The sequence below is a fragment of the Candidatus Poriferisodalis sp. genome, assembly GCF_965221945.1.
Taxonomy (GTDB): domain Bacteria; phylum Actinomycetota; class Acidimicrobiia; order Acidimicrobiales; family Poriferisodalaceae; genus Poriferisodalis.
Map to the genome: position 1 here is coordinate 3,604,851 of NZ_OZ244925.1, position 23,490 is coordinate 3,628,340.

The window sequence follows — 23,490 nt, forward strand, 5'->3', positions numbered from 1 at the left end:
CGGGCCTCTGTTAGCGACCCTGAGAACCGTTATGGCCCTTCGACTCGAAGATCGAGACTTGGTCATCGCCTACCAGGCCGGCGACGATGAAGCGTTCGCCGAACTGGTTCGTGAGTACCGGCCACAGCTTCTCAATCACGCGCGCCGTCGCTTGAGCTGCAACGAATCGGCCGAAGACGCTGTCCAGGAAACGCTGGTGCGTGCGCTGAGGGCCATGCCCCGGTTCAACGGCAACTACCGGGTCAAGCCGTGGCTGCACCGGATCCTCGCCAACGTCTGCATTGACGAGGGCAACCGGCGTCGCCGTGAGAGCGAGAAGTCCGAACGCGCAGCCGTCAACGACACTGCGCTGCAGCCGACACCCAGCGTCGAGACCGAGTTGGGGCTCGACATCGATCTCTCCGACGTTGCCGACGCAGTGGAGGGCCTACCCGAGCCGTACCGCGAGGCGCTGCAGATGCGCTTCGTCGAAGAGCTCCCGTACGACGAGATGGCGAAGGTCACCGGCGTGAGCGAGGACAACGTCCGGGCCCGGGTGTCGCGTGCTCGCACGGCGCTGCGTGCTGCGCTGCGTGCTGCAGCGTTTGTTCCGGTGGCACTCGCAGGGCTGCTTCGCCGCGGCGAACGAGCTGCCTCCGCAGTTGCGGGCCATGGGTCTGGTGCCACACAGTCGTCGGTAACTTCCGCAATGCCGTTGCTGACTGAGACAGCGCCCGTGGCCTCGCGTGCCGCTGCAGCCGTCGCCAATGTTGCAACCACCAGTGTGCCGATGGTTGCCAAGGCTGCAGTCGGCCTTGGGCTTGCCACCGCGGTGATCTCCCCGACGGCGGATTCAACCGTCCACAAGGCCGCCGAGCGGGTGCTGCCCGATTCGGTCATCGAAGTGCTGACCCCGCTCGCCGTGGAGGTGCCTGCGCCCGACGCGCCAGTCGTCGTTCCTGCCGCTGAACGGCCACCGGTGGTCGAGTCGGCACCTGCTGCTGTGGAGACTGACGTGACTCCGGCCGCCGTCGCCGCCGCATCCGTCACGCAGGAAGAAGCCACGGCAACAGCTGTCGAACCGCAGGAGGCTGCGGTTGTCGCTGTCGTGCAGGAGGAGGCTGCGGTTGTCGCTGTCGTGCAGGAGGAGGCTGCGGTTGTCGCTGTCGTGCAGGAGGAGGCTCCGCTCGTAGCGGTTGCGGACAACGACACCTCGTTGACCCCTGATTCCTCTTCGTCGACGGCCACGGCGGTTGTTGCGCCGGGCGTGTCCGCCACAGAAGATGACGGCCAGCTAGTCGATCAAATAGTCAGCGAGAACGATACGTCCAACGTCGTCGACAATCCGGTGGCCAGCGAGCCGGAATCCAGCACCGCCAGCGAACCGGTCGTGACCGCCGTCGCCACGAGCAATGTCGAAGGCGCCGAGCTGACCTTCACGCCTTCCGGTGCCGACCGCTACGACGTCGCAGGCACGCTGTCCCTGACGGTGACGACCACGACAACCACCACGACCGATGACAGCGAGACCGTCGAGACCACGACGATGAGCAAGTCGGTGGCCGTAGTGGTGCCGAGCACTGCGTCGCTTCAGGCCGCCGACACTGCGGTGGACGAGCGGCGGTTTAGCGCCTTGCTGGTGTTCGCCCCCGGCGATGACGGTGTGTCCGCCGAGATGCGGTTGGCAGCCCGTGGCAGCGACAACGGCGATGGGTCCCTGTCGATGACCGGCGTCTTCACCGCCGCACCCACCGAGGCGCTGCCCCTCGCAGTGCGCGGCACTCTGTCGGGCACCCTGACACTCGATGTCGACGGCATGCCTCAGTCGCTGACCGTCACCCTCACCCAGTAACTCGAGTTCAGTTCACCCAGCAGCCCGAGCTCAACAACCCCGATAGCTGATGGCAGCGGCGGTCAGGCGTTCTTGATGAGGAGGCCGCCGTCTACGGGGAGGACGGCGCCCGTCATGTATTGGCTGGCGGGCAGGCAGAAGTTGAGCGTGCCGTGGGCCACTTCCTCGGGTTCGGCGTAGCGGCCCAGTGCGGTGCGGCGCTTGGCGAAGATCGTCTTGTGCTCCTCGGAAATCTCCGCCGTCATGGCGGTGCGGATCGGTCCGGGGCAGATGCAGTTCACCGTGATGCCCTCACGGCCGAGCTCCACGGCCAGTGACTTGGTGAGCCCGATCACGCCGTGCTTGGCCGCCGTGTACGGCGAGCCGAACTTCGTGGCGCCCCAGCCTTCGGTGGACGCGATGTTCACGATGCGCGCTGCATCTGACTGCCGCAGGTACGGCAGCGCCGCTCGCACGGTGTAGGTGTGCGCCGTCAGCAGCACCTCGAGCGAGATCGCCCAGTTGTCCTCGTACTCGGGGGCATCGATCGGCGAGAAGCGTGAGATGCCGGCGTTGTTGATGACGTGGTCGATGCCGCCGAAACGCTCGGCCACCTCGGCCGTTACCTGATTGACACGGTCGCGGTTGGCCACGTCCATCGTCCAGCCCGCCGCCGAGCCGCCGGCGTCGTTGATCTCGGCCACCACGGCATCCACCTCGGCCTGGCCCAGGTCGGTCACCGCAACGTGCGCCCCCTCGTCGGCGAACAGATGCGCCGTCGCCCGTCCCTGGCCCATGCCAGCGCCGGTGATCAGCGTCACCCGGCCCTCAATCGACCGGTTCAATGTCGACAGTCGCTTCGTCGTCCCCACAGCAATCCTCCAATGCTCCCCGCGCACGGCCCGCGGCGGCGCTCAACGTAGCCGCAACGACTTCGGCTGGCCTGCCGACCGATGCCTCGGGTGCAGATGTGGCTTGGCCGCTAGACGAAGCTGGGATCGAGGTACGAATCGACTAATCGGGCGACAGCCTCGTGGTCGCCAGCGATGACAGCCTCCGACGGTGTTCGGCTATCCAGCTCCGCATTGCGCGTGGACCACCACTCGCGGGAGTAGTCCGCTCCCATCACATGGTGGAGCTTCCGCAGGGTGTTCAGCACGGTGAACACAATCTGGGCATTTTCCGGGCTGGGGAGACCGAAGTGTGATGTTGTCATGTCAGGAACTCCATTCAGTCATGCATCTCTTGTATGTCGTGCGCAGAGCGTAGAGGGTGCGCGGATTGGAGCACCTTCTCGGTGACAATGAGTATTTGTCTGTGAACGAAGACATATATATCATGTCAGCGAACAAAGACAAATCGGGAGTGTTCTTGTATGGAGACCACGAACGCAGCGCGCCCGCTGCTGACCAGCCGAGAACTCGGAGCAGCCATCGCGGCGGCGCGCAAGGAGCGCGGCTGGTCGCAGCGCACCTTGGCGGGCGAGGCTGGCGTGGCCCGCCCGTGGCTGTCGAGTTTCGAGAACGGCAAGCCGACGGTGTCTTTGGACGGGGTGTTACGCGTGACGATCGCACTGGGTCTGGGCTTCGGCCTCATTCCGGCCGATGCCGATGCTCGTATCGGTGCTGACATTGATAGCGGCGGATTCGATCTCAACCGGTACATCAATAACTGGAGTACCAGCCGCTCCGCCTCCGAGCCGTCAGCCGTTCACCATGACTGACAGCGTTCTCGCTGTGCTGTTGCGTGGGCAGATTGCTGCCGAACTGCATCGCGCAGCCTCTGGCCAGCTGATGCTTCGCTACGACGACAGCTACCGTGCCGACCCTGCTGCCACGCCAATCTCTGCGGCGATGCCGCTGACCTCGGCCGAGCACGACAACAACGTGGTAACGCCGTGGCTATGGGGCCTGCTGCCCGATGACCGTGAAGTGCTGCGCCGCTGGGGCCGCGAGTTCTCGGTGTCGAGTGCAAGTCCGTTCTCGCTGTTGGGCACGCCGATCGGCCGCGACTGTCCCGGTGCCGTGCAGCTGTGCCCGCCATCGGAGATCGGCGCGCTGTCGGAGCGTGTGGCCGAGGCGCAGTTGATGAGCGATGCCGACATCGCCCTGCGGCTGCGCGATCTGCATGCCAATCGCGCACTGTGGCTCGGCAGTGATTTCCGCGGACAGTTCAGCCTCGGCGGGGCCCAGGCGAAGACAGCGCTGCACCGCAGTGACGGGCAGTGGTACCGGGCGATGGGCTCGTTGCCGAGCACGCACATCATCAAGCCCGCGATTGCCGAGTATCGCTGGAGCCAGGTCAACGAGCACCTCTGCCTCGCCGCGGCATCCCATGCGGATCTCCCAGCAGTGCGGACGTCGTTGGTGACCTTCGAAGACGAGACTGCGATAGTGGTTGAACGATTCGACCGTGTCTGGCGTGGCGGGCATGTGGAGCGCCTTCATCAGGAAGACCTCTGCCAAGCTCTGTCGGTTCACCCCGATCACAAGTACCAATCCGACGGCGGGCCAGGGCCTGAGGACGTTGCGGGCCTGCTGCGCTCCGTGGTGCCGGGCCGGCTGGCCGCCGATGACGTGTGGCGCTTCGTCGATGCGCTCGCGTTCAACTGGCTGATTGCCGGCACCGATGCCCACGCCAAGAACCACGCGCTGCTCCTGCACGGTTCGTGGGCGCGACTGGCGCCGCTGTTCGACGTCGCATCGTTCCTGCCGTACGACGATTCCAAGGGCCACAAGGTGAACTTGGCCATGAAGATCGGTGACGGCTACCGGCTCACGCGGGCCGATCGCTCCGACGCGTGGCAGAAGACTGCGAGCGGGCTCGGTCTCGATGCAGAGGACGTTGTCGCACGCGTTGCCGACCTCGCCAGCCGTCTACCGGCTGCGGTCGCTGAGGCAGCGGCTGATCCAGCCATCGCCGACTGCGGAGCGGAAGACTTCGCCCAACGCCTCGTCGAGCTGATTGCCGCCCGCGTCGGCCACTGCGCCGCCATCCTCGAAGCTGCGGCCTGAAGCTGCGGCTCGTCTGTTGGTCGCGGACTGCGCGGCGGCGGATCAGTTCCGTCGCCGGCTCGGCCAGTGCTGCGATCAGCTGGTCGCCCAAGCCGTGCCGCCGTCGACCTTGAGCACCGAACCCGTCGTATAGCTCGACGCTTCCGAGGCGAAATAGAGCGCAGCGCCCACCACCTCGTCGGCCTCGCCGCCACGGCGCAGCGCGATCTCGTTCTCGGCCCGCTCGTTGAAGGCCGCCATGTCCCAAGCCTTCGAGATGTCGGTCAGGAACGGGCCCGGCATGATGCAGTTCACCCGCACCCGAGGCGCGTACTCCCGGGCGAACGACTGCGTGATGGCGTGAATGCCCGCCTTCGCTGCCCCGTACGCCGTCTCGTTCGGCGACGGCGCCACCGCAGCCACCGAGCTGACGTTGATGATGGAACCGCCGCCCGCTTTGAACATGCGCTTGCCGAACACCGCCGAGGCCCGGAACGGCCCCTTCAGGTTGACGTCGATCACCTTGTCGAACAGGGCTTCGGACACGTCGTACAGCGACGGATACATCGGCGACAGCCCGGCGTTGTTCACCAGCACCTCGCAGTGCCCGAACTCGTCGTAGACGCGCTCGCACAAGGCGTCGTTCTGCTCCCAGTAGCCCACGTGGCAGGCCACTGCCAACGCCCGCTGGCCCGTGGTCGAACGCACCTCGTCGGCGAGAGCCTCGCAGTTGTCGAGCTTGCGCGACGCGATTACCACGTCGGCACCCGCCCGGGCGAACGCCAGCACCATCTCGCGGCCCAACCCGCGTGACCCGCCGGTGACCACCGCCACCCGACCCGACAGGTCGAACAGCTCCGAGGGCGACTTCGCGGCCATCTCAGCGGCTCCAGGAGTTCCAGCTCATCACCGAGTCAAGATCGGTCCGGGTGGCCAGCTTGAAATCGGTGCCCTGGGTGTACGCCACCGGGCTGAGCGCGTACTGCCGCACCGTGTCGTAGGGAATGCCCAGGATCTCCGCCGCCTCTTTCTCGTAGCCGAGGTGCAGCGTGGTCCAGCAGGTGCCCAGACCCCGCTCACGTGCGGCCAGCATGAAGCTCCAGGTCGCGGGGATGATCGAGCCCGCCTGGCTCACCATCATCCGCGGATCGTCGGTGCGGCCGGTGATGCACGGGATGAACAGCACCGGGCTGCGACCCATGTTCTGCGACAGGTACTCAGCCGACGAGGTCACCCGAGCCTGCTGCGCCTCGCGCTCGGCGCCCAGGCCCGACGCCACCCGGCCCGCATACATGGGGCTGTTGCGGTAGGAGTCGAAGCCTTTCTTGTACAGCGCGGAGATGGCCTCGATCTTGTCGCGCTCGGTGACGAATACAAAGTGCCAGCCCTGCATGTTCGAGCCCGTCGGCGCCTGCACGGCGATCTCTACGCATTCCCGCAGCACCGATTCGGGCACCGGCCGGTCGAAGTCAAGCCGCTTGCGCACCGCCCGGGTGCTCTGCAGCACCTCATCGGCCGACAGTCCAAGTTTGATGCCGTCGGCCGCAAGGCCGAGTTCTGATACGTCAGGTTCGCTCATGACGCAGGAGCGTAACCGGCACCTGTAACACACACCGGGGCCGAGCGATCCGCCGCTAGCGCAGGAACTTGCTGGTCGTGTTGTCGGCCAGCACCCGCCCGCCGGTCTGACATCCGGCGCAGTAGTTGACTGAGTAGTCGCGGTACTCAACGGCCCGCACTACGTCATCGCAAGCCACGCAGGGTGCCCCCGTGCGGCCGTGCACTGCCGAGGGCCGCTCGGCCGAACGGCTCATCTTCGGGCGCCCCCGTTCGAAGACCAGCGACTCGTCGACAACCGCTTCGATGGCGGCCACCACCCGCCCCACGACGTCGGCGTCAAGCCGTCCGACCGTGGCGAACGGCGACAGCTTCACCCGATGGCAGATCTCGTTCGCCAGCCGCCGCCCCAGCCCCGAGATCACCCGCTGATCCCGCAGGAAGTTGTGCAGGCGACCCGAATGGGCCGCCATGAGCTTGGCCATGCCCGCTGGGTCCACTTCGGTGGCCTCGGGACCCAGACCGGCGATCGGCTCGGCGTTGGCCACACCCCCCTCAAGCACCCAAACGCCGGCCCGCTTCTGCGTGCCTGGCTCGGTGAGCAAGAGCCCCAGGCCGCTGTCGAACTCGAACCGTGCCAAGCCGTCGCGGGGGCGGCGCGACCGCTTCGCACCCGGTTCGAGCACCCGCAGCCGGCCGCCCTGCATCAGATGCACCACGAACGTCAGATCGTCGCCCCCGTCGCCCCTGTCGTCCCCGTCGTCGCCGAGACCCGCGCCACCACCGGTTCCCCCGCTGGCCGGATCCTGCATCGGGGGAGCGAACCGCAGCAGCAAGTACTTGGCTCGCTGGCCGACGCTGCACAGCGGCCGTCCCAGCGCCGCGCTGGGTTGCGGGCTGGCGGTCTTGAACGCCGTGAACGACAGCGGCTCGACGCGCTTCAGCACCTCGCCAGCGGCCAGCGCTTCCAATCGTTCTGCGTGCGCCCGGATCTCGGGGATCTCCGGCACGACGTCTCAGCTCCCGTCGCCACCGGCGTCATCGGGCGGGCCGCCGCCGCCATCAGTGCGTCCATCCGCAGCGCCATTCCCGTCGCCGCCGTCGCGTCCGTCGGCTGCACCGTTCCCGTCGTCGCCAGCCAACGCCTGCCCCAACGCAGCATCCACCGCTGCCAACGCCTCAGCGGCCGCGATCAGCACCCGCACATCGCCGCTCACCTTGATCAACCCCGCCTGAAGCGCAGCCAACGCGCCCAGCTCGCCTCGCCGCACGGCCTCAGCGGTGGTTCGTGACTGGCTCATCACCACAACGCCGTCACCGTCGTCGTCGCCGTCGTCAAGACCCTGCGCTGGCTCCAAGTGCGCTCGCCCGCCGTCGATCACCAGCCGGTAGGCAACGACCGGTCCGCCATTGCCGTCGCCGATCCGCTGCTCCACCGTGGCCTGAACCTCCGGCAGCTCCACCTCCGCGAGCACCACCGACATCGCTGTGCACCAGTCCTCGGACCCGATCTCCACGCTCCCGAACCTACGCCCATCATCGGCCAATAGCATGACGGGGTGACCTTTCCGGCTCGCCGTTTGCGCCGCCTGCGCCGCACCCCAGCACTGCGCCGCCTCGTCGCCGAGACCACCGTCACCCCCACCGATCTCATCGCTCCGCTGTTCGTGCGCGAGGACGCCACCGAGCCGCAGCCCATCGTGTCGCTGCCAGGCGTGGTGCAGCACACGCAGGAATCGCTGCGCAAGGAAGTCAACGATCTGGCCGGCCTCGGCATCAGCGGCGTGATCCTGTTCGGGCTGCCCGCCCGCAAGGACGCTGTGGGTTCCGAAGCCTGGAACCCAGACGGCGTCGTGCAGGTGGCCCTGTCCAACCTGCGAGACGACCACGGCTCGGAACTGGCGATCATCGCCGACCTGTGCCTCGACGAGTACACCGACCACGGACACTGCGGCGTGCTGACCGACGACGGCGAGGTTGACAACGACGCCACGCTCGAGCTGTACCAGCGGGTGGCGCTGGCCCAGGCCGAAGCGGGCGCTGACATGGTGGGACCCTCGGGGATGATGGACGGGCAGGTAGGGGCGATCCGCCAGGCCCTTGACCGCAACGGCCACGAGAACCTGCCGATCATGGCCTACTCGGCGAAGTACGCCTCGGCCGAGTACGGGCCGTTCCGCGACGCCGTCGACGTGACCATCCGCGGTGGCGGGAACCGCAAGGGCTACCAGCAGGACCCCTCCAACGCCCGCGAGGCCATGGCCGAGATCGAGCTGGATATTGCCGAGGGCGCCGACATCGTCATGGTGAAACCGGCGCTGGCATACCTCGATGTGATCGCCGCCGCCCGGGCCCGTTTCGACCTGCCGCTGGCGGCGTATCACGTGTCGGGCGAATACGCGATGCTCAAGGCCGCAGCGGCCAACGGCTGGATCGATGGCGACGCCACTGCGGTCGAGCACCTCACCGCCATCAAGCGAGCTGGCGCCGACATCATCCTCACCTACCTCGCACGCGAGTTCGCCGAGACGCTGCAGTAGCGACCGGCCCGAACGTCCGCAGCCTCAGCGCGCCGGGTGTGTCACCCGCGCCACCCCGATGGCGCACAGCGCTCCGATGAACTGCGCCACGATGAACAACGGAGCACTGGCAGGTGCGATGCCGGCGAACGTGTCGGAGAACATGCGGGCCACGGTCACGGCCGGGTTGGCGAAGCTGGTCGATGAGGTGAAGAAGTAGGCGCCGCCGATGTAGGCGGCCACCGCGAAGGCAACGAACTGCTCCTTGCCCGAGCGAACCACGCCGATGATCACGATCACCAACCCGAACGTGGCGATGATCTCTGACAGGAAGGCCTCGGGGCTGATCCGGTCCTGGGTCGACCAGAACACGGCGTCGAGCTCGAAGATCACGTTGGCCGCGATGGCGCCCAGGATCCCGCCGACGGTCTGCACCACCACGTACAACCCGGTCATCCGGTTGTCCAGGTCGCCTGCGAGCCGCGCCCACAGCGTCACCGCGGGGTTGAAATGCGCTCCTGACGTCGACCCGAACAGCAGGATCAGGCACGCCAACGCACCCGCAGTCGCGATCGAGTTTTCCAGCAGCTGCAGCCCGACGTCATTCGGGCTCAGCCGCTCGGCCATGATCCCCGAGCCGACCACGCTCAGCAGCAGGAACCCAGTCCCCACGAACTCCGAGGTCAACCGGCTGGCCGTCGTCTGTCGCAGCGCCGTCACCGGGACAGCCTCGCAGCTACGAGCAAACGAGCGTCAACGGCGCGGTGAACTCATGGGCCCCGTTCGGCTGTCTCCTAGTAGAAGCAGAGCGGCGGAACATAGGCGGCGACCGTCGGGGCAGGTCGCGGCGCCGTGTTGCGTTGGGAGCCCGTGTTGGTGTTGGATCCCGTATTGATGTCGAGTGCCGCGTTGGTGTCGGACTCTGTCTTGCTCTCGGGCGCCGCGTTGGTGTCGGACTCAGTGTCGCTTTCGGGCGCCGTGTCGCTTGCGACGACAAAGACGTTGTCGTCGAGTTCGTCGTCGATGGGGGTGTTCCGGCGGATGATGTCCGCCAGGGTGGTGCTGCGAACCTCCGCCAAGAGATCGGGGTTCGCCGTGAAGTAGGCGTCATTCTCGAACCAGAAACGGTCGCCGTCGCGGAGGCGGCGGAACTGGTCGGAGATGACGGCACGGAGCGTCTCGCCGACCGCTGCTGCGGGCACGTGGTCTTCTGCCAGCGCAGCGGGCCAGAGGTCCAAGTCGCCGACGTCTGCGTAGGCGTCTTCGAGCGCTTGTTGGACATCTGGGTCCGACGAGATGTCGGCGAAGCTCTCCACTGCAGTCAAGCCGTAGGCGCTGCGCACCGTGTTGTAGTCGCCGACGCCGTGATCGCGACCCCGCTGAATATTCAGCGCTACCAGGTCCAAGGCGATGCCGTGTGGCTCGCGCTGGAGGAAGTTCCGGACTTCGTTGATGACCTGCGAGTCGACATCTTGGGCCTGTTGAGCAGCGAAGCCGCGCAGGACTTCGGAGATGCCATGACCGTTGTAGAACGAAGGGCTGAAGAACGAACTTGCCAGACTGATCTTCTCTGACTCCCCGTCGGCGTCAAGGAGATTGAGTTTGGGCGACAGCAAGGTGTGGCCGACCCGGTACGCCGCCGCCGAGAACTCGCTGGCGATAGTCGGATCTACGTCTGGGTCGTAGCCCGAGTAGGCGTCGAAGGCGTCGGGCCCCAACAGCAACGGCAAGAACTCGCTGAAGGTGATGTTCTGGATCTGAGCGCCGACGATCTTGCGGGCCAGTTCGTAGGTCTCATCGCCGCTCAGGTCAGGATTCTGGGTGGCGATGATGCCCGCGAGGCGATTGTGCTCGCGGACGAACAGCGTGTGCATCGCCGTGAGACCGATCTGCTCGTTGACTCGCACATCGCCTGCAACAAAGAGCGTCGGGCGGTGCGCGCCGCCTTCATTGCCGAGACCCTGGTCGTTGTACGGCAAGAATCGGCCGTCGCTTGACGTCTTGAGCTTGCCCGTGCCGTCGTTGGTGCGCAGAGCGGAAGCTCGAACTCTGTCGGAGCCGTACACCTGCGAGCCGTCAATGAACGCGGTGATCGCGTTGACCTGCCTTCGAGGATTCTCTGCGTTTGTCCCAGTCTCGGGATCGGAGACCGAGCGGCTGAGACCGATGGTGGCCTCGCCGGTCCCAAGGGGATCGAACACCGGGTCGTCCGCAGGGACAGCGATCGGGAGCGGCTCAGCGGTGTTGTCGAGGCTCAGCGTGATGTCGTGGTCCAGGAACTGGCCCCACTGCCACACGATGTCGCTGGCCTGTGAAAAGTTCGGCACCGAGGTGTGCTGGGCGAACACGAGGTTGCTGATGGTGCGAGCGTTCGGTCGCGATGTCGTCGGCGTCGACACACCGTCGGCGTAGGAATTGGGTGCCTTCTTGAGAAGAGTCGTGCCCGCCATTCCCCACGTGGGGTTGACCAGGTTGTTTCGCCGGCCATCCAGTGCCCGCGGCTCGAGATTCTCGGGAAGCTCGTTAAGGCTGAGAGCAACGATGTCGCCGCTCTCCCAGTCGGCATCGACGTCGGGCCATGTGAATTCGCCAGCGTCGACGCTTCCGTCCGCAAGGTTGAGCCCCACATCGCCGATCTGCAGCCGCAACGAGCCGGATCCCTCTGGAAGCTCAGGATCGAAGCTCATGCTCACGCTTGCGGTGCCCGAGTCCGATCCCGGCTGGACAAGCAAGACGCTCGTCACCGCGTAGTCCGTTTCCCCCCACGAGAAATCGGTATCGGTGAGTGAGCCGCCCACGGTCTCGCTGTACCCGACGGAATCTCCGTCGCCTCCCACCGTCAGATCGGCTTCCCACAGCACGCTGCCCCCGGTGGTCACCCACTGCGGGGCGGTGCTGTCCTGCGAGTCGGCGCTGAGAGCCAGGCTGTGCGGAGGTGGCGCTGCCAGTGTGAGCAGGACGGCCAAGCCCGCGGCCAACACCAGGAGGCGACGTAAGGGGACTGTGTCTCGCACGGGGGCGGCGCTCCTCAAAATGGAGGGCCGTAGCCCAGGTTGGTGGTGGTCTTCAACGCGATCAGCCTCCGCCGCAGCGGGGTTGCGAATTCCCCAAGCTGCAATCGAAGGCTGAGCGGCGGACGCTAACGGTGCCTTCGTGCAGCGGGACCGATACCGCGCTGAGGGTTTACCAATAGAACTCTGAGGAATCCGAAGGCTGACTTCCTCAATTAATTGGTTGAGCAGACTTGGCCGATCAACAGGCCGTGCGCGACCCATTCGCGCGCTCGGGCGTAACCTTTCTGACAAGGTCTGGGCGAGGTCCTCCCCTTGGAGCTGGGCATGTCTCTTCCCCTTGGGCCTTGGCTGGGGACTGGGGCTACGGGCTGCGGGCCGTGGCCGACGCCGTGCTGGGCTCGCGGCCGGAGGGCTGCGTTGGCGGGCGGATGCGGGGTCGCCCATCGGGAGGTGTGTCGATGCGGTGGTCGTGCTGGTGCAGGCCCCGATGGCAGGGTTCGCAGAGCGACGCGAGATTCGGGATGACGGTCTCGCCTCCGTGCTCGTAGCACTGGATGTGGTGGGTCTGGGTGTGCTCGCTGGTTAGGTCGCAGCCGATGCAGCCGCAGGTCGCGGGCGGCGAGCACGAGCCGCTGAGCGTCGCTGGCGTTGCGAGTGCGGGCCCTCAGCCGCAGCCTCGGCCTCCAGATCGGGATACACCTGCTGGCTCTGGTAGGCGAGCGGATGACGGGCGACGGTGTCCGCCGGGTACGCGGCACACAGCTCAAGGAACTCTTCTTCGCTGCGACGATGTTTCTTGGGTGTCTTTCGAGCGATGACCCGCGCATGGGAGAGCTGGATCTCACCGGCCTGCAACACCTCCAGCGTTGCGGACAACCCATGGTTGACCAAGTCGTCGGCTACGACGCCCGCCAGATCGCCGCGGCCGAAGCGCTCGGCATCGCCACCGCCTTACCCGGCACGCGCTCATCAGACTGAAGCGGCCTTGGAGTCTGCAAAGTGCTCGGCGAGGGCTGTGATCTGTGCATCGATGTCGCTGGGGCTGCCGGACAAATCGATGGCCACGGCGTGGAGTTTCGTACCCAAGTTCTGAACGGTGATCGTGGATCTGGCCAGCGATACGACCGATACCGGTTCAGCGGGTTCGCCGTCGTTGACATCGGCGCAGTAGATGAGCGTGCCCTCTTTCAGACCGAGAGCCGCTGTGTAGGCCAGGAGCTGGTAGTAGTCACCGTGCCGTCCCGCTGTCTCACCCTTGTCGAATCGGAAATCTGCAGTAGCGATCTTGTACTTGATGTCCGCCACGCCAACTGTTTGGCCTAGGCGACGAAGCGCAAGGTCCGGCCGGATCCGCACCTGACGGTCGACGTCCAGAAACGGGCGCAACTGAGATGCGACCTCTAGCCGCCCCCGCAGTTCCCGCTGCAGACGTGCAGTGACGAAGTCCTCGAAGAGTTGTTCATGTCCAGCATGAATGCCGACGCTGCGGTGTCCCCGTGACGGTCTTGGAGGGTGAAGTTGGCCAGAATGAGGCGAGCCAGCTTTAGCGCGGGCCGGTAGTGCTCGTTCAGCCGGGTGAACTGCACTCGGTCAAGACAGTCCAGCGCCGCCGGAACTGCCGGTTCGGCCACGCCGTCCAAGGCAGCCAGTAAACGGCGGAGTCGTCGTCTGTCATCGAAAGGAACCCCGCGGACCCGAAGCGCCTGCCGCGCCGAGGTCCGTAGGCAACGGTTCTCGTCCACATCGGCCGTGAATTCGTCCCACGAGCAGGCCATTGGAACGAGAACACCGCCTCGCCGAAACTGCCGCACGAAGTCGATTGGGCCTCGCAACGCGAGCAGATCGTCCTCTTCATGTCGGTAGTCGTGGAACAAGCCACGGGCCAGCGTCGTTTCTGCTGTCCGTGCGAAGAACGAAACCTACGCCGGCAGGAGTTCGTCGGTTCTCGCGTAGTCGAACGCCTCCTGACGCCACGCCTCGTGGGGCAGACCGACCTCGAGAAGCACGAACAAGTTCTCGGGCTTGATTTTCGGCCGCACGATGACTCGCAAGTCGCCGACAGTGAACGCGCCCACCCATTGCTGAGCAGACACTCTCCACCAATCGGGCTCCACGTCCGGCTGGACCGACACCCACTTGGTCTGCCCGAGACGCCGAGCGAGTGCATCGCTGAGCGGAAGGTGCTTAGTCTCCCATTCGAACAGAGTGAGTGGCTGTAGTTCACCGTCACCGGCTGCCGTGTCGATGTCCGTCGAACTCGCTGCAGAGTCGACGAGAACCACTTACGCGTCGCCCTTGTCGGCAACCCACACCTGATCGGGGGAATTGCGCTCCATCCATCTACCCAGGAGCCCGGCGGTCGGTCCGTGGTTCGGGAAGAACGGCACAAAGTGAAATCGTTCACTCGGTCGAACAGTGCGCTGAGTCGTACGTCGGCGCGCAACGCGACGAGTGGCTGATCTGCCTCGGGACTGAACAGAAGTGTACCCATCTGACCTAATGTGTGAACTAGGGAATTGGTGCAATGGGGAAATGGGCTACTAAATACAATCCGCTTATCCCTGTCGAATACAAGATGCGGTCACCACAACCGACGCGACGCCATGTTCGGAGGTCACACAGATGTCTCAGCTCGTTGAGCTCGACGCACGACGGCGAGTGGCGCTCGGCCGGCTCGGGAATCCGGAACACAACCTCTACCTAGTTGACGAGGAAGCCGACGGCACCTTGATTTTCACGCCTGCCGTCGTGATGTCGGCACATGAAGCCACTCTGCTGCGGCATCCCGAGCTCGTGGCCCAGATCGAGGCTGACCAGGCGGATCCGTCACGGGCTGTTCGTTCCGAGGCGAGACGCCCTCGAGCAGACTGAGGAGATCAGCTCTCGCGTAGATCGAAGGAGATCCTGGTGGAGCCGCGGGAGCCGGCGTTGGCTGCGCCCGGCGTCCTCTAGGCGGATGATGCTTGCAAAGCGCTATCGACTGCCCGACGCACCCATGACGACACCGAACGATCCTCGGCTGCCGCTGCTGCCTTCACCTGTTCGAGCACCTGGCGCGAAAAGCGCACGGTTACAGGGTCGGACAGCGTCGCCGAGCGCCGTCGTGGAGGTCCTCGCGGTACTTGATTCTCTGGCTGGCTGTAGAACTCGAATTCCTCGGCGGGAGTCATCGCATCGGCGCTCATCTACTGCTGGTCGCGGCGCGCCCATTCGATGTCGCCGAGCTTGATGAGGCTCGCTGCTTCGTCGATGTCGGCATCGAGGGCGTCTTCGAATTGAAGCCGTAGGACCTCCTCGACATCAGACGGGGCGGCAACGAGTCCTTCCGGCTGTCCTTCTCCACGATCATCGGAGACAACCGCATCGTCGGGCGAGAGGTAGTGGCTGACGAACCAGACCACCATCTCGTACAGATCGGCGTGACTGCCTCGGGCCAGGGAAAGAGCGAAGCGGCCGAGCCAATCGAATTGCTCTGGGGCGGGAGTGTCCGCACGCATGCCGTGGGCAATCTCATCCCTCCGACATGCGAACTCCCTGACTGCGGCCGATTGGTTGTCGCTGAGGATGCCGTCGATGGTGAGTTGCTGAATGAGATTGCGGGGCGGCAAGCGGCGCTTGGGAGCGATGTCTCGTCGATGAGCGACCCGAAGCAAGGCACCTTCGATTGCTGACCACATCAGCAAGGCGGCAGCGTCGGGCGATGTGTCTGAGAGGCGACGGGCCTCGAGAACTCGGCGTTCGATGTCCTCCAGGTCCGGCACGGTGGGTGGTGCCTCTGTTGTGTAGGTGAGGATGTCGAGCCGCCACCCACTCTTGGTCCTAAGCATCTCCCTGAGCATCCCCAGCCTGTCGCGCGACCAGTCGTCCATATTGGCCGACCTGACATCTACCACTACGAACTCGTCGCCCCGTTGTGCGATGGCATCGGCCACGAAGGCATCGAATGGCACCGGCAGCCGCTGCTTGACACTGACGATGTAGCCGTCGGCCTCGTATCTCGCTTTCGCGCTCATGAGTGCCTTGCGAGCGGCGGCATTCATCATCATGAGAATGTCACCTCCCGATGGGCGGCAGCAACGCGGACGTAGACGAAGTCGCCAGCAGCCGAAGCAAGCGCGTCGTCGAGTGCTGCTGGGGGGTCGACGATCTTCGACAGATATCGCCTGCTGACCTTTCGAGCGCAGACGTCGACAACGGTCTCATCATTCTCGTAGACGAGGTCTTCGAGGGCATCTTGTATCGGCTTGATGATGTTGTCAGTGTCCAGGTCAGTCGTCTCGCGGAAGAAGAACGGGAATTTTGGGCTCTGTCCCGAATGCCGTGCTGCGACGTGGGCTACGAGTCGCGCAGGTCGAAGGCGATCTTGGTCGAGCCGCGGGAACCAGCACTAGCGGCGTGCTCGAGTGCGTTGCGGTATTCCTCCAGCGGGTACAGCTCGGAGACCAGCCGGCCCAAGTCGCAGTCGCGCACCAGCTTGATGGCCGCCTCGAAGGTATGCCCCCCATCCAGCGACGGCTCGGTGCCGTAGCAGTAGGCCCCCACCATCTCGGTCTCGCGGTGCCACAACGCCGACAGGTTCAGCTCCACCGAAGCCGGCATACCCAGCACCACCACCCGACCCCGCGGTCGGGTGATCGCAATGGCATCGGTCAGCGACGACGACGAGGCCACCGCGTCGATCGTCACGTGCGTCCCGGAGCCCAGCGTCTCACCGATCACCCTGGTGCCAGCGGCCCGGCGCACGGCTCGCCCCAGCTCGTCGGGCGACACCGCCAGGTCAGCACCTAGCTCACGCGCCAGCTGGCGCTGATGGCTGTAGCGAGCGCCCACCACGATCGCCGCCACGCCGGTCAGCTGCCGCAGCGCGGCAACCGCAACCAAGCCCATCGTGCCGGCACCGATTACGGCCGCCGTGCCGCCTTGGGTCACTCCCGACCGCAGCGCGGCATGAACGCCCGCAGCGGTCGGCTCGATCATCACCGCCGCCTCGTCTGACAGATCCGCAGGTTCCAGCGAACCCAGCGAATGCAGCTGCGACCGGTGTGCGGCAAACGTCTCGGACCAGCCGCCGCCCGTCGACGCGCACGAACCTGTCTGCAACCCGGCTTCGATGTCGCCGCCGATGAGGTGGCCGTAATCGTTGCCGTCGGCAGGCGCCGCATCGGGCCACGGCGGTGCAACACCGTGAGCTTCAGGCCCCAGCACCGGTTCCAGCACCACCCGGGTGCCGTCGTCGATGTGACCGACCACTTCATGGCCGGGCACGAACGGGAACGACACCAGCGACTCGAAGTAACGCGACACCTTCCCATCCACCGTCGCAAGATCCGACCCGCAGATGCCCGACAGCGCCGTGCGCACGTACTGCCAGTCGCCGCCCGGCAATTCCGGCGGATCCATCTCGGTCAATCGCAGCGGGCCCACGCCCGCACCCGAGCCAGGCTTGATCTTGCCCGCCGCCATAGCCGCCGCGAACCGCAGCTCCTTGCGCTCAAAAACCAGCGCCTGCACGCCCGCCCTAGCCTCAGTCGCTCGCCGCGGCCACCGCAGCACTGACGTCAGCGCCTGTGCTGCTTGAGCTGCCGACATCAGCCGCTTTGCGCTCCACCTCGTCGGCCAGCCGCGCAATGAACTTGCCCAGCGGCACGTCGCGCCGCACCGGATGGCCCCGGGGGTTCACGCCCACCGTGCCAGCCGCCACATCGTCGTCGCCCACCACCAGCACGTAGGGCACCTTCTCGAGCTTGGCTCGACGGATCCGCGCCCCCAGCGGATCGTCCGCCGGCACCGTCTCGGCCCGGAACCCGGCTTCGGCCAGCTGCGCCACCACCGATTCGGCGAATGCATCGTGGTCGGCTCGTACGCCCAGCACCACGACCTGCACCGGCGACAGCCACGGCGGGAACGCACCTCCATAGTGCTCGAGCAGCACGCCGAAGAACCGCTCGATGGATCCGAACAACGCCCGGTGCACCATGATCGGCCGGTGCACCTCACCGTCAGCGCCGGTGTAGCGCAGGTTGAACCGCTCGGGCAGGTTGAAGTCGACCTGGATCGTGGACAACTGCCACGACCGGCCGATGGCGTCGTTCACGTCGATGTCGATCTTCGGGCCGTAGAACGCCGCCTCGCCCTCGCACTCGACGTAGGAGTGACCCTGACGGTGCAGCGCCTCGCGCAAGGCATCGGTGGCGCGTTCCCAACCCTCATCGGCGCCGACGTACTTGTCGGGATCCTTGGTGGACAGGTTGAAGGTGAAGTCATCGAACCCGAAGGCCTCGAGCACCGACAACACGAAGTCGAGCAGCCGTTCGATCTCGTCGGCGAGTTGTTCGGCCGCGATGTACAGGTGGCTGTCGTCCACGGTGAAGGCCCTGGTCCGCATCAGCCCGTGCAGGGTTCCTGAACGCTCGTAGCGATATACGGTGCCGAGCTCGAACAGCCGCATCGGCAGCTCGCGGTAGCTGCGCTGGCGCTGGCTGAAGATCAGGCAGTGCATCGGGCAGTTCATCGGCTTGGGGTAGTAGACGCCGTTGTCCATCTCCATCGGCGGGTACATGCTCTCGGCGTAGAAATCCAGATGGCCCGAAGTTTCGAACAGCCGGGCGTTGGCGAGATGCGGCGTGTATACGAACTGATAGCCGCCCGATTCGTGCCGGTCGCGGCTGTAGTCCTCCATGAGCTTGCGGACCACCGAGCCTTTGGGGTGCCACACGGCCAGCCCGCCCCCCATCTCGGCTGGGAAGCTGAGCAGATCCAACTCGGACGCGAGCCGGCGATGGTCTCGCTTGGCGGCTTCGGTCAGCCGTTCGAGGTGAGCAGACAGCTCGGTCGCAGAGCCCCACGCCGTGCCGTAGATGCGCTGCAGCATCTGGCGGTTCTCGTCACCCCGCCAGTACGCGCCCGCTACCCGCATCAGCTTGAAGTGGCCAAGGCGACCGGTGTCGGGCACGTGAGGACCGCGGCACAAGTCCACGAACTCGTCGGTGTTGCGGTAGGTGGTGATCACCCCGCCGGTGGGACCCGAGGTCGGGTCGTCGGCTTCGCCGTCGAGGATCTCGATCTTGTAGGGATGCTGGGCGAACAGCTCATCGGCCGCGGCACGGTCCACTTCGGCGCGGATGAACGGCTGGCGGGCGGCCACGATGGAGCGCATCTCGGCCTCGATCGCCTCGAGGTCGTCATCGGAGAACGTCCGCGGCCGGCCTACCTCGTCGGCACCCAAGTCGAAGTCGTAGTAGAAGCCATCGGCGATCGGCGGTCCGATCGAGAACGTGGCGCCCGGGTAGAGCCGCAGTACCGCCTGGGCGAGCACATGCGCGGTGGAGTGGCGCAGCACCTCAAGTCCCTCGTCCGACGACGGGAACACTAGTGACACCGAAGCGCCATCCGGCAAGGGCCGGTTCAGATCAAGCTGGGTGCCCTCGGCGACCGCGATCAGCGCATCCTTCGCAGCCCGCCGCCCCAGTGACGCGGCGAGATCAGCACCAGTGGCACCGCCGGGAAGTTCGTGGGATTGCCCGTCAGGCAGCACCACGGTGATCGCTGCGGAGGGGGCCTCGCTGCCGGCGCTCATTGGACTGGGCTCACTGGGACTGGGCTCACTGGGACTGGGCTCACTGGACTGGGCTCACTGGACTGGGCTCACTGGACCAGCCTCATCGGGCAGGCAACGCGGGGCTGCGGCTAGCCCCCGCCCCCGCCGGAGAACACGATGTTGATCAGGACGATCAGGAAGAGCAACCCACCAAGCACCCAGAGCTTGTCCGCGAACTGGAAGCTCTTGAACTTCGCAAACGGGACCATCATCTTGGACGGATCCTGGAGCGACGTCTCGTCGACCTTGCGCGTATCGCCGTCGCTCATGAGTTCTCCTGAGGAAACTGTTAGGCGGCCGGTGCCGCGATCGGAGAGTCGGCCGCGCGTGCAGCCACCGGGCAAGGCTAGGGGCTGCGGTGCGCGCTTTGCTGCCGAAATTTCACGTACGTACGGCGTCGGCGCCGAGCAGCTCGCGCATCGGTCCAGCCAGGGTGCTCGCATCCACCCAACGCGACTCCGGCAGCTTCACCACCGAGTCGCCGACGCGTATGTGCACGGGCTGGTCGCCGGGGTATTCCGAAAGCATCCGCTCGAACGACTCCAGCCAGTGGTCGTCCATGTCGACGCGCTCCACATTCAGCCACAAGGGCACTGGTCCCTTGCGGAGCTCGAAGTGCTCCACCTCGTTCGCGAGGAATGTCGTCTCACCTTCGCCGCGGCGATCCGGGCGACCGCGCACCAGCACGACAGCGTCCTCGGCAAGCACATCGCCCGCAGCAGCGAAGCCCTTGGGGAACAGCGTCACCTCCACCGATCCGGACAGATCCTCCAACATGAACCGGGCCATCGGCTCGCCGCTGCGCGTGTAGCGACGCTGCAGGCTCTGCACCACGCCGCCGATCGTGGCCCACTGCTGGCCGCCGTCAGGGTTCGGCGGGAGCTCTCCGAGCCCGGTCACCGGGCAGTCCACCGAACGCCGCAGCTGCGCCTCGCCGCCGCGCAGCGGATGGTCCGACACGTACAGCCCGAGCAGCTCCTTCTCCCACGCCAGCGTGTCGCGCTCGGGGGCTTCGATATCGGGCACCTCGATGCGGTCGTCGAATTCGACGTCACCGGCGTCCGTGCCGCCGAACATTGACTGCAGTCCTGCCTCGGCCTCGGTGCGTCGCCGCAAGGCAGCTTCGATGACGCGGTCGAATACGCCGAGCAATCCGGCCCTGGTGTGGCCGCATGACTCGAATGCGCCGGCTTTGATGAGCGACTCCACAAACCTGCGGTTCAGCACCTCGCGCGGCATCCGCTCGCAGAAGTCGTTGAAGTCGGCGAACGGTCCGTTGGCGGTCCGCTCCGCGATGATCGGCTCGGCCACCTTCTCGCCCACGTTGCGCACCGCCGACAGCCCGAAGGGAATTGTCTGCCCGTCGGCCGCAAAGTCCAGCTCAGAGCGGTTGATGTCGGGCACGAGCACTTCGATGTCGTGCTGGCGGCAGTCGGCCAGGTAGACACCCGCCTTGTCGATGTTGCGCTTGGAACCCGTCAGCACGGCGGCCAGGAACTCGGTGCGGTAGTTGGCCTTCAAGTAGGCCGTTTGGTAGGCGATGAGCCCGTACGCGAACGCGTGGCTCTTGTTGAAGGCGTAGTCGGCGAATGGCTCGATGATGTCGAACAGCTGCTTGCCGAGGTCGTCCGTGTAGCCCTTGGCCACGCTGCCTTCAACGAACTTGGTGCGGTGCTCGGCGATCTGCTCGCGGTTCTTCTTTCCGCACGCCTTGCGCAGGTCGTCGGCGTCGGCCATGGAGTAGCCGGCGATCTCCTGGGCCACCCGCATCATCGACTCTTGGTAGATCATCAGCCCGTAGGTTTCACCCAGCAGCTCGGCGAGATCGGGATGCGGCGGCGCGGCGAGCTGGCGGCCGTTCTTGCGGTGGGCGTAGTCGTTGTGCATGTCGGCTGCCATGGGACCGGGCCGGTACAGCGCCACCAGTGCGCAGATGTCCTCGAATTGGGTGGGCTGCATCGACCGCAGCAGTGAGCGCACCGGTGTGGACTCCAGCTGGAAGACGCCCATCGTGTCGCCCGCTCGCAGCAGCTCGAACGCGGAGGGGTCGTCGAGGGGCACCGAGTCGATGTCGAGCCGCTCATCGGCGGTGCGCTCGACCAGCCGCACGGTCTCGTCGATGATCGACAGGGTCCGCAGCCCCAGGAAGTCCATCTTCAACAGGCCGAGATCTTCCACGCCGCCCATGTCGAACTGGGTGACGATGGGTGCCTCGTCGGGGTCGGTTCCCGCCTCGGGCTTGCGCTGGATCGGCAGGTACGTGGTGAGCGGCTCGGGGCTGATCACCACGGCAGCGGCATGCACCGAGTCCTGCCGGATGAGGCCCTCGAGCCCGCGGGCCACATCGACCACCTCGCGAACCTCGTCGTCGTGCGTGTACATGGTGCGCAGCTCGGCCGCTGCCGCGTAGCCGTCGGCGTGCTTGTCATCGCGTTCGAGGCAGGCGCCCAGCGGGGTGTCGCGGCCCATGATCAGCGGCGGCATGGCCTTGGAGATGCGGTCGCCCAGGGAGTACGGCTTGCCCAGCACCCGAGCGGCGTCGCGCACCGCCGCCCGCGCCTTGATGGTGGAGAACGTGATGATCTGCGCCACGTGGTCATGGCCGTACTTCTGGGCCGTGTAGCGGATCATCTCGTCGCGGTAGCGATCGTCGAAGTCGATGTCTATGTCGGGCATCGAGATGCGGGCCGGGTTCAGGAACCGCTCGAACAGCAAGCCGTAGTGGATCGGGTCGAGATCGGTGATGCCCAAGCAGTAGGCAACGGCGCAGCCGGCAGCTGAGCCACGGCCGGGCCCCACCCGGATGCCGCTGTCTCGGGCATGGCGGATGAGATCCCAGGTGATCAGGAAGTAGCTGCTGAAGCCCATGTCGGAGATGACCTTCAGCTCGTACGCGATGCGCTCGGCGGTGCTCTGCGCCACGTTGGTGCCCCAGCGCCGCTTTACTCCTTCGAACGCCAGGTGTGCGAGGTAGGCGTCGGCATCGGTGTGCGGGGCGGGCACCTCGAAATGCGGCAGCAGCATCCGCCCGAACTCGATGTTCACCTCGGCGCGCTCGGCAATCGCCAGCGTGTTGTCGCAGGCCTCGGAATGTTCGCCGAACAGCGCCCGCATTTCCGCTGCGGACTTGAGATAGTGCTGGTCGCCGTGGAATTTGAAGCGGTCCGGATCGCTGCGCAGCGCCCCGGTCTGCACGCACAGCAGCGCATCGTGGGCCAGCGCATCGTCCTGGTGGGTGTAGTGCAAGTCGTTGGTTGCCAGCAGTGGCGCCCCGAGGTCATGGGCAATCTTCAGCAGCTGCGGGTTGCAGTCGCGCTGGGCGCCGATGCCGTGGTCCTGCAGCTCGACATACAGACCATCGCGCCCGAAGATGTCCTGCAGGCGGCCAGCACGGCGGAGGGCCTCGTCGTAGTCGCCGGCAAGCAGAGCCTGCTGGGTGACGCTGCCGAGGCATCCGGTGGTGGCGATCAGGCCGTCGGCGTGGGTGGCGAACATCTCCCAGTCCATCCGGGGCTTGTAGTAGTAGCCCTCGAGGAAGGCCCGGCTGGCCAGCTTGAGCAGGTTGCGGTAGCCGGCGTCACTGTGGGCCAGCAGCGTCAGGTGGTAGTAGAGCTTCTCGCCCTCGCCGTCGTCGCCCGAGTCGTCGACCTTGGTGTTCTTGGCCCGGTTTCGGCTGGGCCGTTCGTGGCGGCTGTCGAGCGCCATGTAGGCCTCGGTGCCGATGATCGGCTTGATGCCCGCCGACTTGGCTGACCGGTAGAAGTCCAGGACTCCGTACATGTTGCCGTGGTCGGTGATGCCAAGCGCCGGCTGGCCGTCGGCGGCCGCTGCAGCCACGACTTCGTTGATGCGCGCCGCGCCGTCGAGCAGGGAGTACTCGGTGTGGGTGTGCAAGTGAACGAACGACGCTGCCACGCTGCTCCTTGATGTTGTCCGAAGCGACCCGTTTGTCGAACCTAGACCCGTCGCAGGCGCGATCCCGGTATCGCCGAAGCGTTCG

The 23,490-nt window shown here is 65.9% G+C and carries 23 protein-coding genes and 1 pseudogene; 5 read left to right on the plus strand and 19 right to left on the minus strand.

Features of this window, described 5'->3' with window-relative positions; genetic code table 11:
* Positions 1–31: 31 nt before the first annotated feature.
* Positions 32–1,831 (plus strand): sigma-70 family RNA polymerase sigma factor, encoded by a 1,800-nt coding sequence (locus ACOQPH_RS16880; protein ID WP_420622475.1) that lies wholly within the window; start codon positions 32–34, stop codon positions 1,829–1,831.
* Positions 1,832–1,893: 62 nt separating this feature from the next.
* On the opposite strand, the gene ACOQPH_RS16885 is transcribed toward ACOQPH_RS16880, so the two are convergent.
* Positions 1,894–2,607, minus strand: coding sequence for an SDR family NAD(P)-dependent oxidoreductase (locus ACOQPH_RS16885; protein WP_420624376.1), 714 nt, complete (start codon positions 2,605–2,607; stop codon positions 1,894–1,896).
* A 185-nt stretch (positions 2,608–2,792) separates the two neighbouring features.
* Positions 2,793–3,026 carry a hypothetical protein gene (locus tag ACOQPH_RS16890; protein WP_419551572.1) on the minus strand — a complete coding sequence of 78 codons (234 nt, stop codon included), beginning with the start codon at positions 3,024–3,026 and terminating at the stop codon, positions 2,793–2,795.
* Between the two features lie 159 nt (positions 3,027–3,185).
* Here ACOQPH_RS16890 and ACOQPH_RS16895 point away from each other — a divergent pair, with 159 nt between their 5' ends.
* Both ACOQPH_RS16895 and ACOQPH_RS16900 read left to right on the plus strand, forming a co-directional pair.
* Positions 3,186–3,533 (plus strand): helix-turn-helix domain-containing protein, encoded by a 348-nt coding sequence (locus tag ACOQPH_RS16895; protein WP_420622476.1) that lies wholly within the window; start codon positions 3,186–3,188, stop codon positions 3,531–3,533.
* On the plus strand, positions 3,526–4,824 hold the full coding sequence (locus ACOQPH_RS16900) for a type II toxin-antitoxin system HipA family toxin (protein WP_420622477.1): 1,299 nt from the start codon (positions 3,526–3,528) through the stop codon (positions 4,822–4,824). Before ACOQPH_RS16895 ends, ACOQPH_RS16900 begins: the two co-directional genes overlap by 8 nt.
* A 75-nt stretch (positions 4,825–4,899) precedes the next feature.
* On the opposite strand, the gene ACOQPH_RS16905 is transcribed toward ACOQPH_RS16900, so the two are convergent.
* The 4 genes from ACOQPH_RS16905 to ACOQPH_RS16920 are packed head-to-tail and all read right to left on the minus strand — an operon-like array spanning position 4,900 to position 7,877.
* On the minus strand, positions 4,900–5,682 hold the full coding sequence (locus tag ACOQPH_RS16905) for an SDR family NAD(P)-dependent oxidoreductase (RefSeq protein WP_420622478.1): 783 nt from the start codon (positions 5,680–5,682) through the stop codon (positions 4,900–4,902).
* 1 nt (position 5,683) lies between these two features.
* Positions 5,684–6,382, minus strand: a complete 699-nt coding sequence (locus tag ACOQPH_RS16910; protein ID WP_420622479.1) for a nitroreductase family protein — start codon at positions 6,380–6,382, stop codon at positions 5,684–5,686.
* 55 nt (positions 6,383–6,437) lie between these two features.
* Positions 6,438–7,370, minus strand: a complete 933-nt coding sequence (locus tag ACOQPH_RS16915) for a DNA-formamidopyrimidine glycosylase family protein (RefSeq protein WP_420622480.1) — start codon at positions 7,368–7,370, stop codon at positions 6,438–6,440.
* Between the two features lie 6 nt (positions 7,371–7,376).
* A complete protein-coding gene (locus ACOQPH_RS16920) occupies positions 7,377–7,877 on the minus strand; it encodes a hypothetical protein (protein WP_420622481.1) in 501 nt (166 codons plus the stop codon).
* A 42-nt stretch (positions 7,878–7,919) separates the two neighbouring features.
* On the opposite strand from ACOQPH_RS16920, the gene hemB reads away from it, so the two are divergent.
* A complete protein-coding gene (hemB, locus tag ACOQPH_RS16925; RefSeq protein ID WP_420622482.1) occupies positions 7,920–8,900 on the plus strand; it encodes a porphobilinogen synthase in 981 nt (326 codons plus the stop codon).
* 24 nt (positions 8,901–8,924) lie between these two features.
* On the opposite strand, the gene ACOQPH_RS16930 is transcribed toward hemB, so the two are convergent.
* The 6 genes and pseudogenes from ACOQPH_RS16930 to ACOQPH_RS16955 form a co-directional block, all read right to left on the minus strand.
* Positions 8,925–9,599 (minus strand): aquaporin, encoded by a 675-nt coding sequence (locus ACOQPH_RS16930; protein WP_420622483.1) that lies wholly within the window; start codon positions 9,597–9,599, stop codon positions 8,925–8,927.
* Positions 9,600–9,673: 74 nt separating this feature from the next.
* Positions 9,674–11,893, minus strand: coding sequence for a peroxidase family protein (locus ACOQPH_RS16935; protein WP_420622484.1), 2,220 nt, complete (start codon positions 11,891–11,893; stop codon positions 9,674–9,676).
* Between the two features lie 361 nt (positions 11,894–12,254).
* Positions 12,255–12,491 carry an HNH endonuclease gene (locus tag ACOQPH_RS16940; protein ID WP_420624377.1) on the minus strand — a complete coding sequence of 79 codons (237 nt, stop codon included), beginning with the start codon at positions 12,489–12,491 and terminating at the stop codon, positions 12,255–12,257.
* Entirely contained in the window at positions 12,476–12,769 is a 294-nt protein-coding gene (locus ACOQPH_RS16945; RefSeq protein ID WP_420622485.1) for a hypothetical protein, read from the minus strand. Before ACOQPH_RS16945 ends, ACOQPH_RS16940 begins: the two co-directional genes overlap by 16 nt.
* 93 nt (positions 12,770–12,862) lie before the next feature.
* A pseudogene (locus ACOQPH_RS16950) lies at positions 12,863–13,767 on the minus strand (McrC family protein).
* A gap of 45 nt (positions 13,768–13,812) precedes the next feature.
* Complete coding sequence (locus tag ACOQPH_RS16955; RefSeq protein ID WP_420622486.1) at positions 13,813–14,175, minus strand: hypothetical protein; 363 nt, start codon at positions 14,173–14,175, stop codon at positions 13,813–13,815.
* Between the two features lie 340 nt (positions 14,176–14,515).
* Between ACOQPH_RS16955 and ACOQPH_RS16960 the strand changes: the two genes are divergently transcribed.
* Complete coding sequence (locus tag ACOQPH_RS16960) at positions 14,516–14,764, plus strand: hypothetical protein (protein ID WP_420622487.1); 249 nt, start codon at positions 14,516–14,518, stop codon at positions 14,762–14,764.
* 77 nt (positions 14,765–14,841) lie between these two features.
* Here ACOQPH_RS16960 and ACOQPH_RS16965 read toward each other — a convergent pair whose 3' ends face one another.
* The 7 genes from ACOQPH_RS16965 to dnaE all read right to left on the minus strand — a co-directional run bounded on the left by ACOQPH_RS16965 (position 14,842) and on the right by dnaE (position 23,405).
* Positions 14,842–15,078 (minus strand): CopG family transcriptional regulator, encoded by a 237-nt coding sequence (locus ACOQPH_RS16965; RefSeq protein ID WP_420622488.1) that lies wholly within the window; start codon positions 15,076–15,078, stop codon positions 14,842–14,844.
* Entirely contained in the window at positions 15,079–15,939 is an 861-nt protein-coding gene (locus tag ACOQPH_RS16970; RefSeq protein ID WP_420622490.1) for a hypothetical protein, read from the minus strand.
* Positions 15,936–16,160 (minus strand): RusA family crossover junction endodeoxyribonuclease, encoded by a 225-nt coding sequence (locus ACOQPH_RS16975; RefSeq protein WP_420624378.1) that lies wholly within the window; start codon positions 16,158–16,160, stop codon positions 15,936–15,938. Before ACOQPH_RS16975 ends, ACOQPH_RS16970 begins: the two co-directional genes overlap by 4 nt.
* 68 nt (positions 16,161–16,228) lie before the next feature.
* Positions 16,229–17,404, minus strand: coding sequence for a zinc-dependent alcohol dehydrogenase (locus ACOQPH_RS16980; protein ID WP_420622491.1), 1,176 nt, complete (start codon positions 17,402–17,404; stop codon positions 16,229–16,231).
* Between the two features lie 13 nt (positions 17,405–17,417).
* A complete protein-coding gene (gene thrS / locus ACOQPH_RS16985) occupies positions 17,418–19,469 on the minus strand; it encodes a threonine--tRNA ligase (RefSeq protein ID WP_420622492.1) in 2,052 nt (683 codons plus the stop codon).
* Between the two features lie 110 nt (positions 19,470–19,579).
* Positions 19,580–19,759, minus strand: coding sequence for a hypothetical protein (locus ACOQPH_RS16990; RefSeq protein ID WP_420622493.1), 180 nt, complete (start codon positions 19,757–19,759; stop codon positions 19,580–19,582).
* A gap of 112 nt (positions 19,760–19,871) precedes the next feature.
* Complete coding sequence (gene dnaE / locus ACOQPH_RS16995; RefSeq protein ID WP_420622494.1) at positions 19,872–23,405, minus strand: DNA polymerase III subunit alpha; 3,534 nt, start codon at positions 23,403–23,405, stop codon at positions 19,872–19,874.
* Between the last annotated feature and the right edge of the window lie 85 nt (positions 23,406–23,490).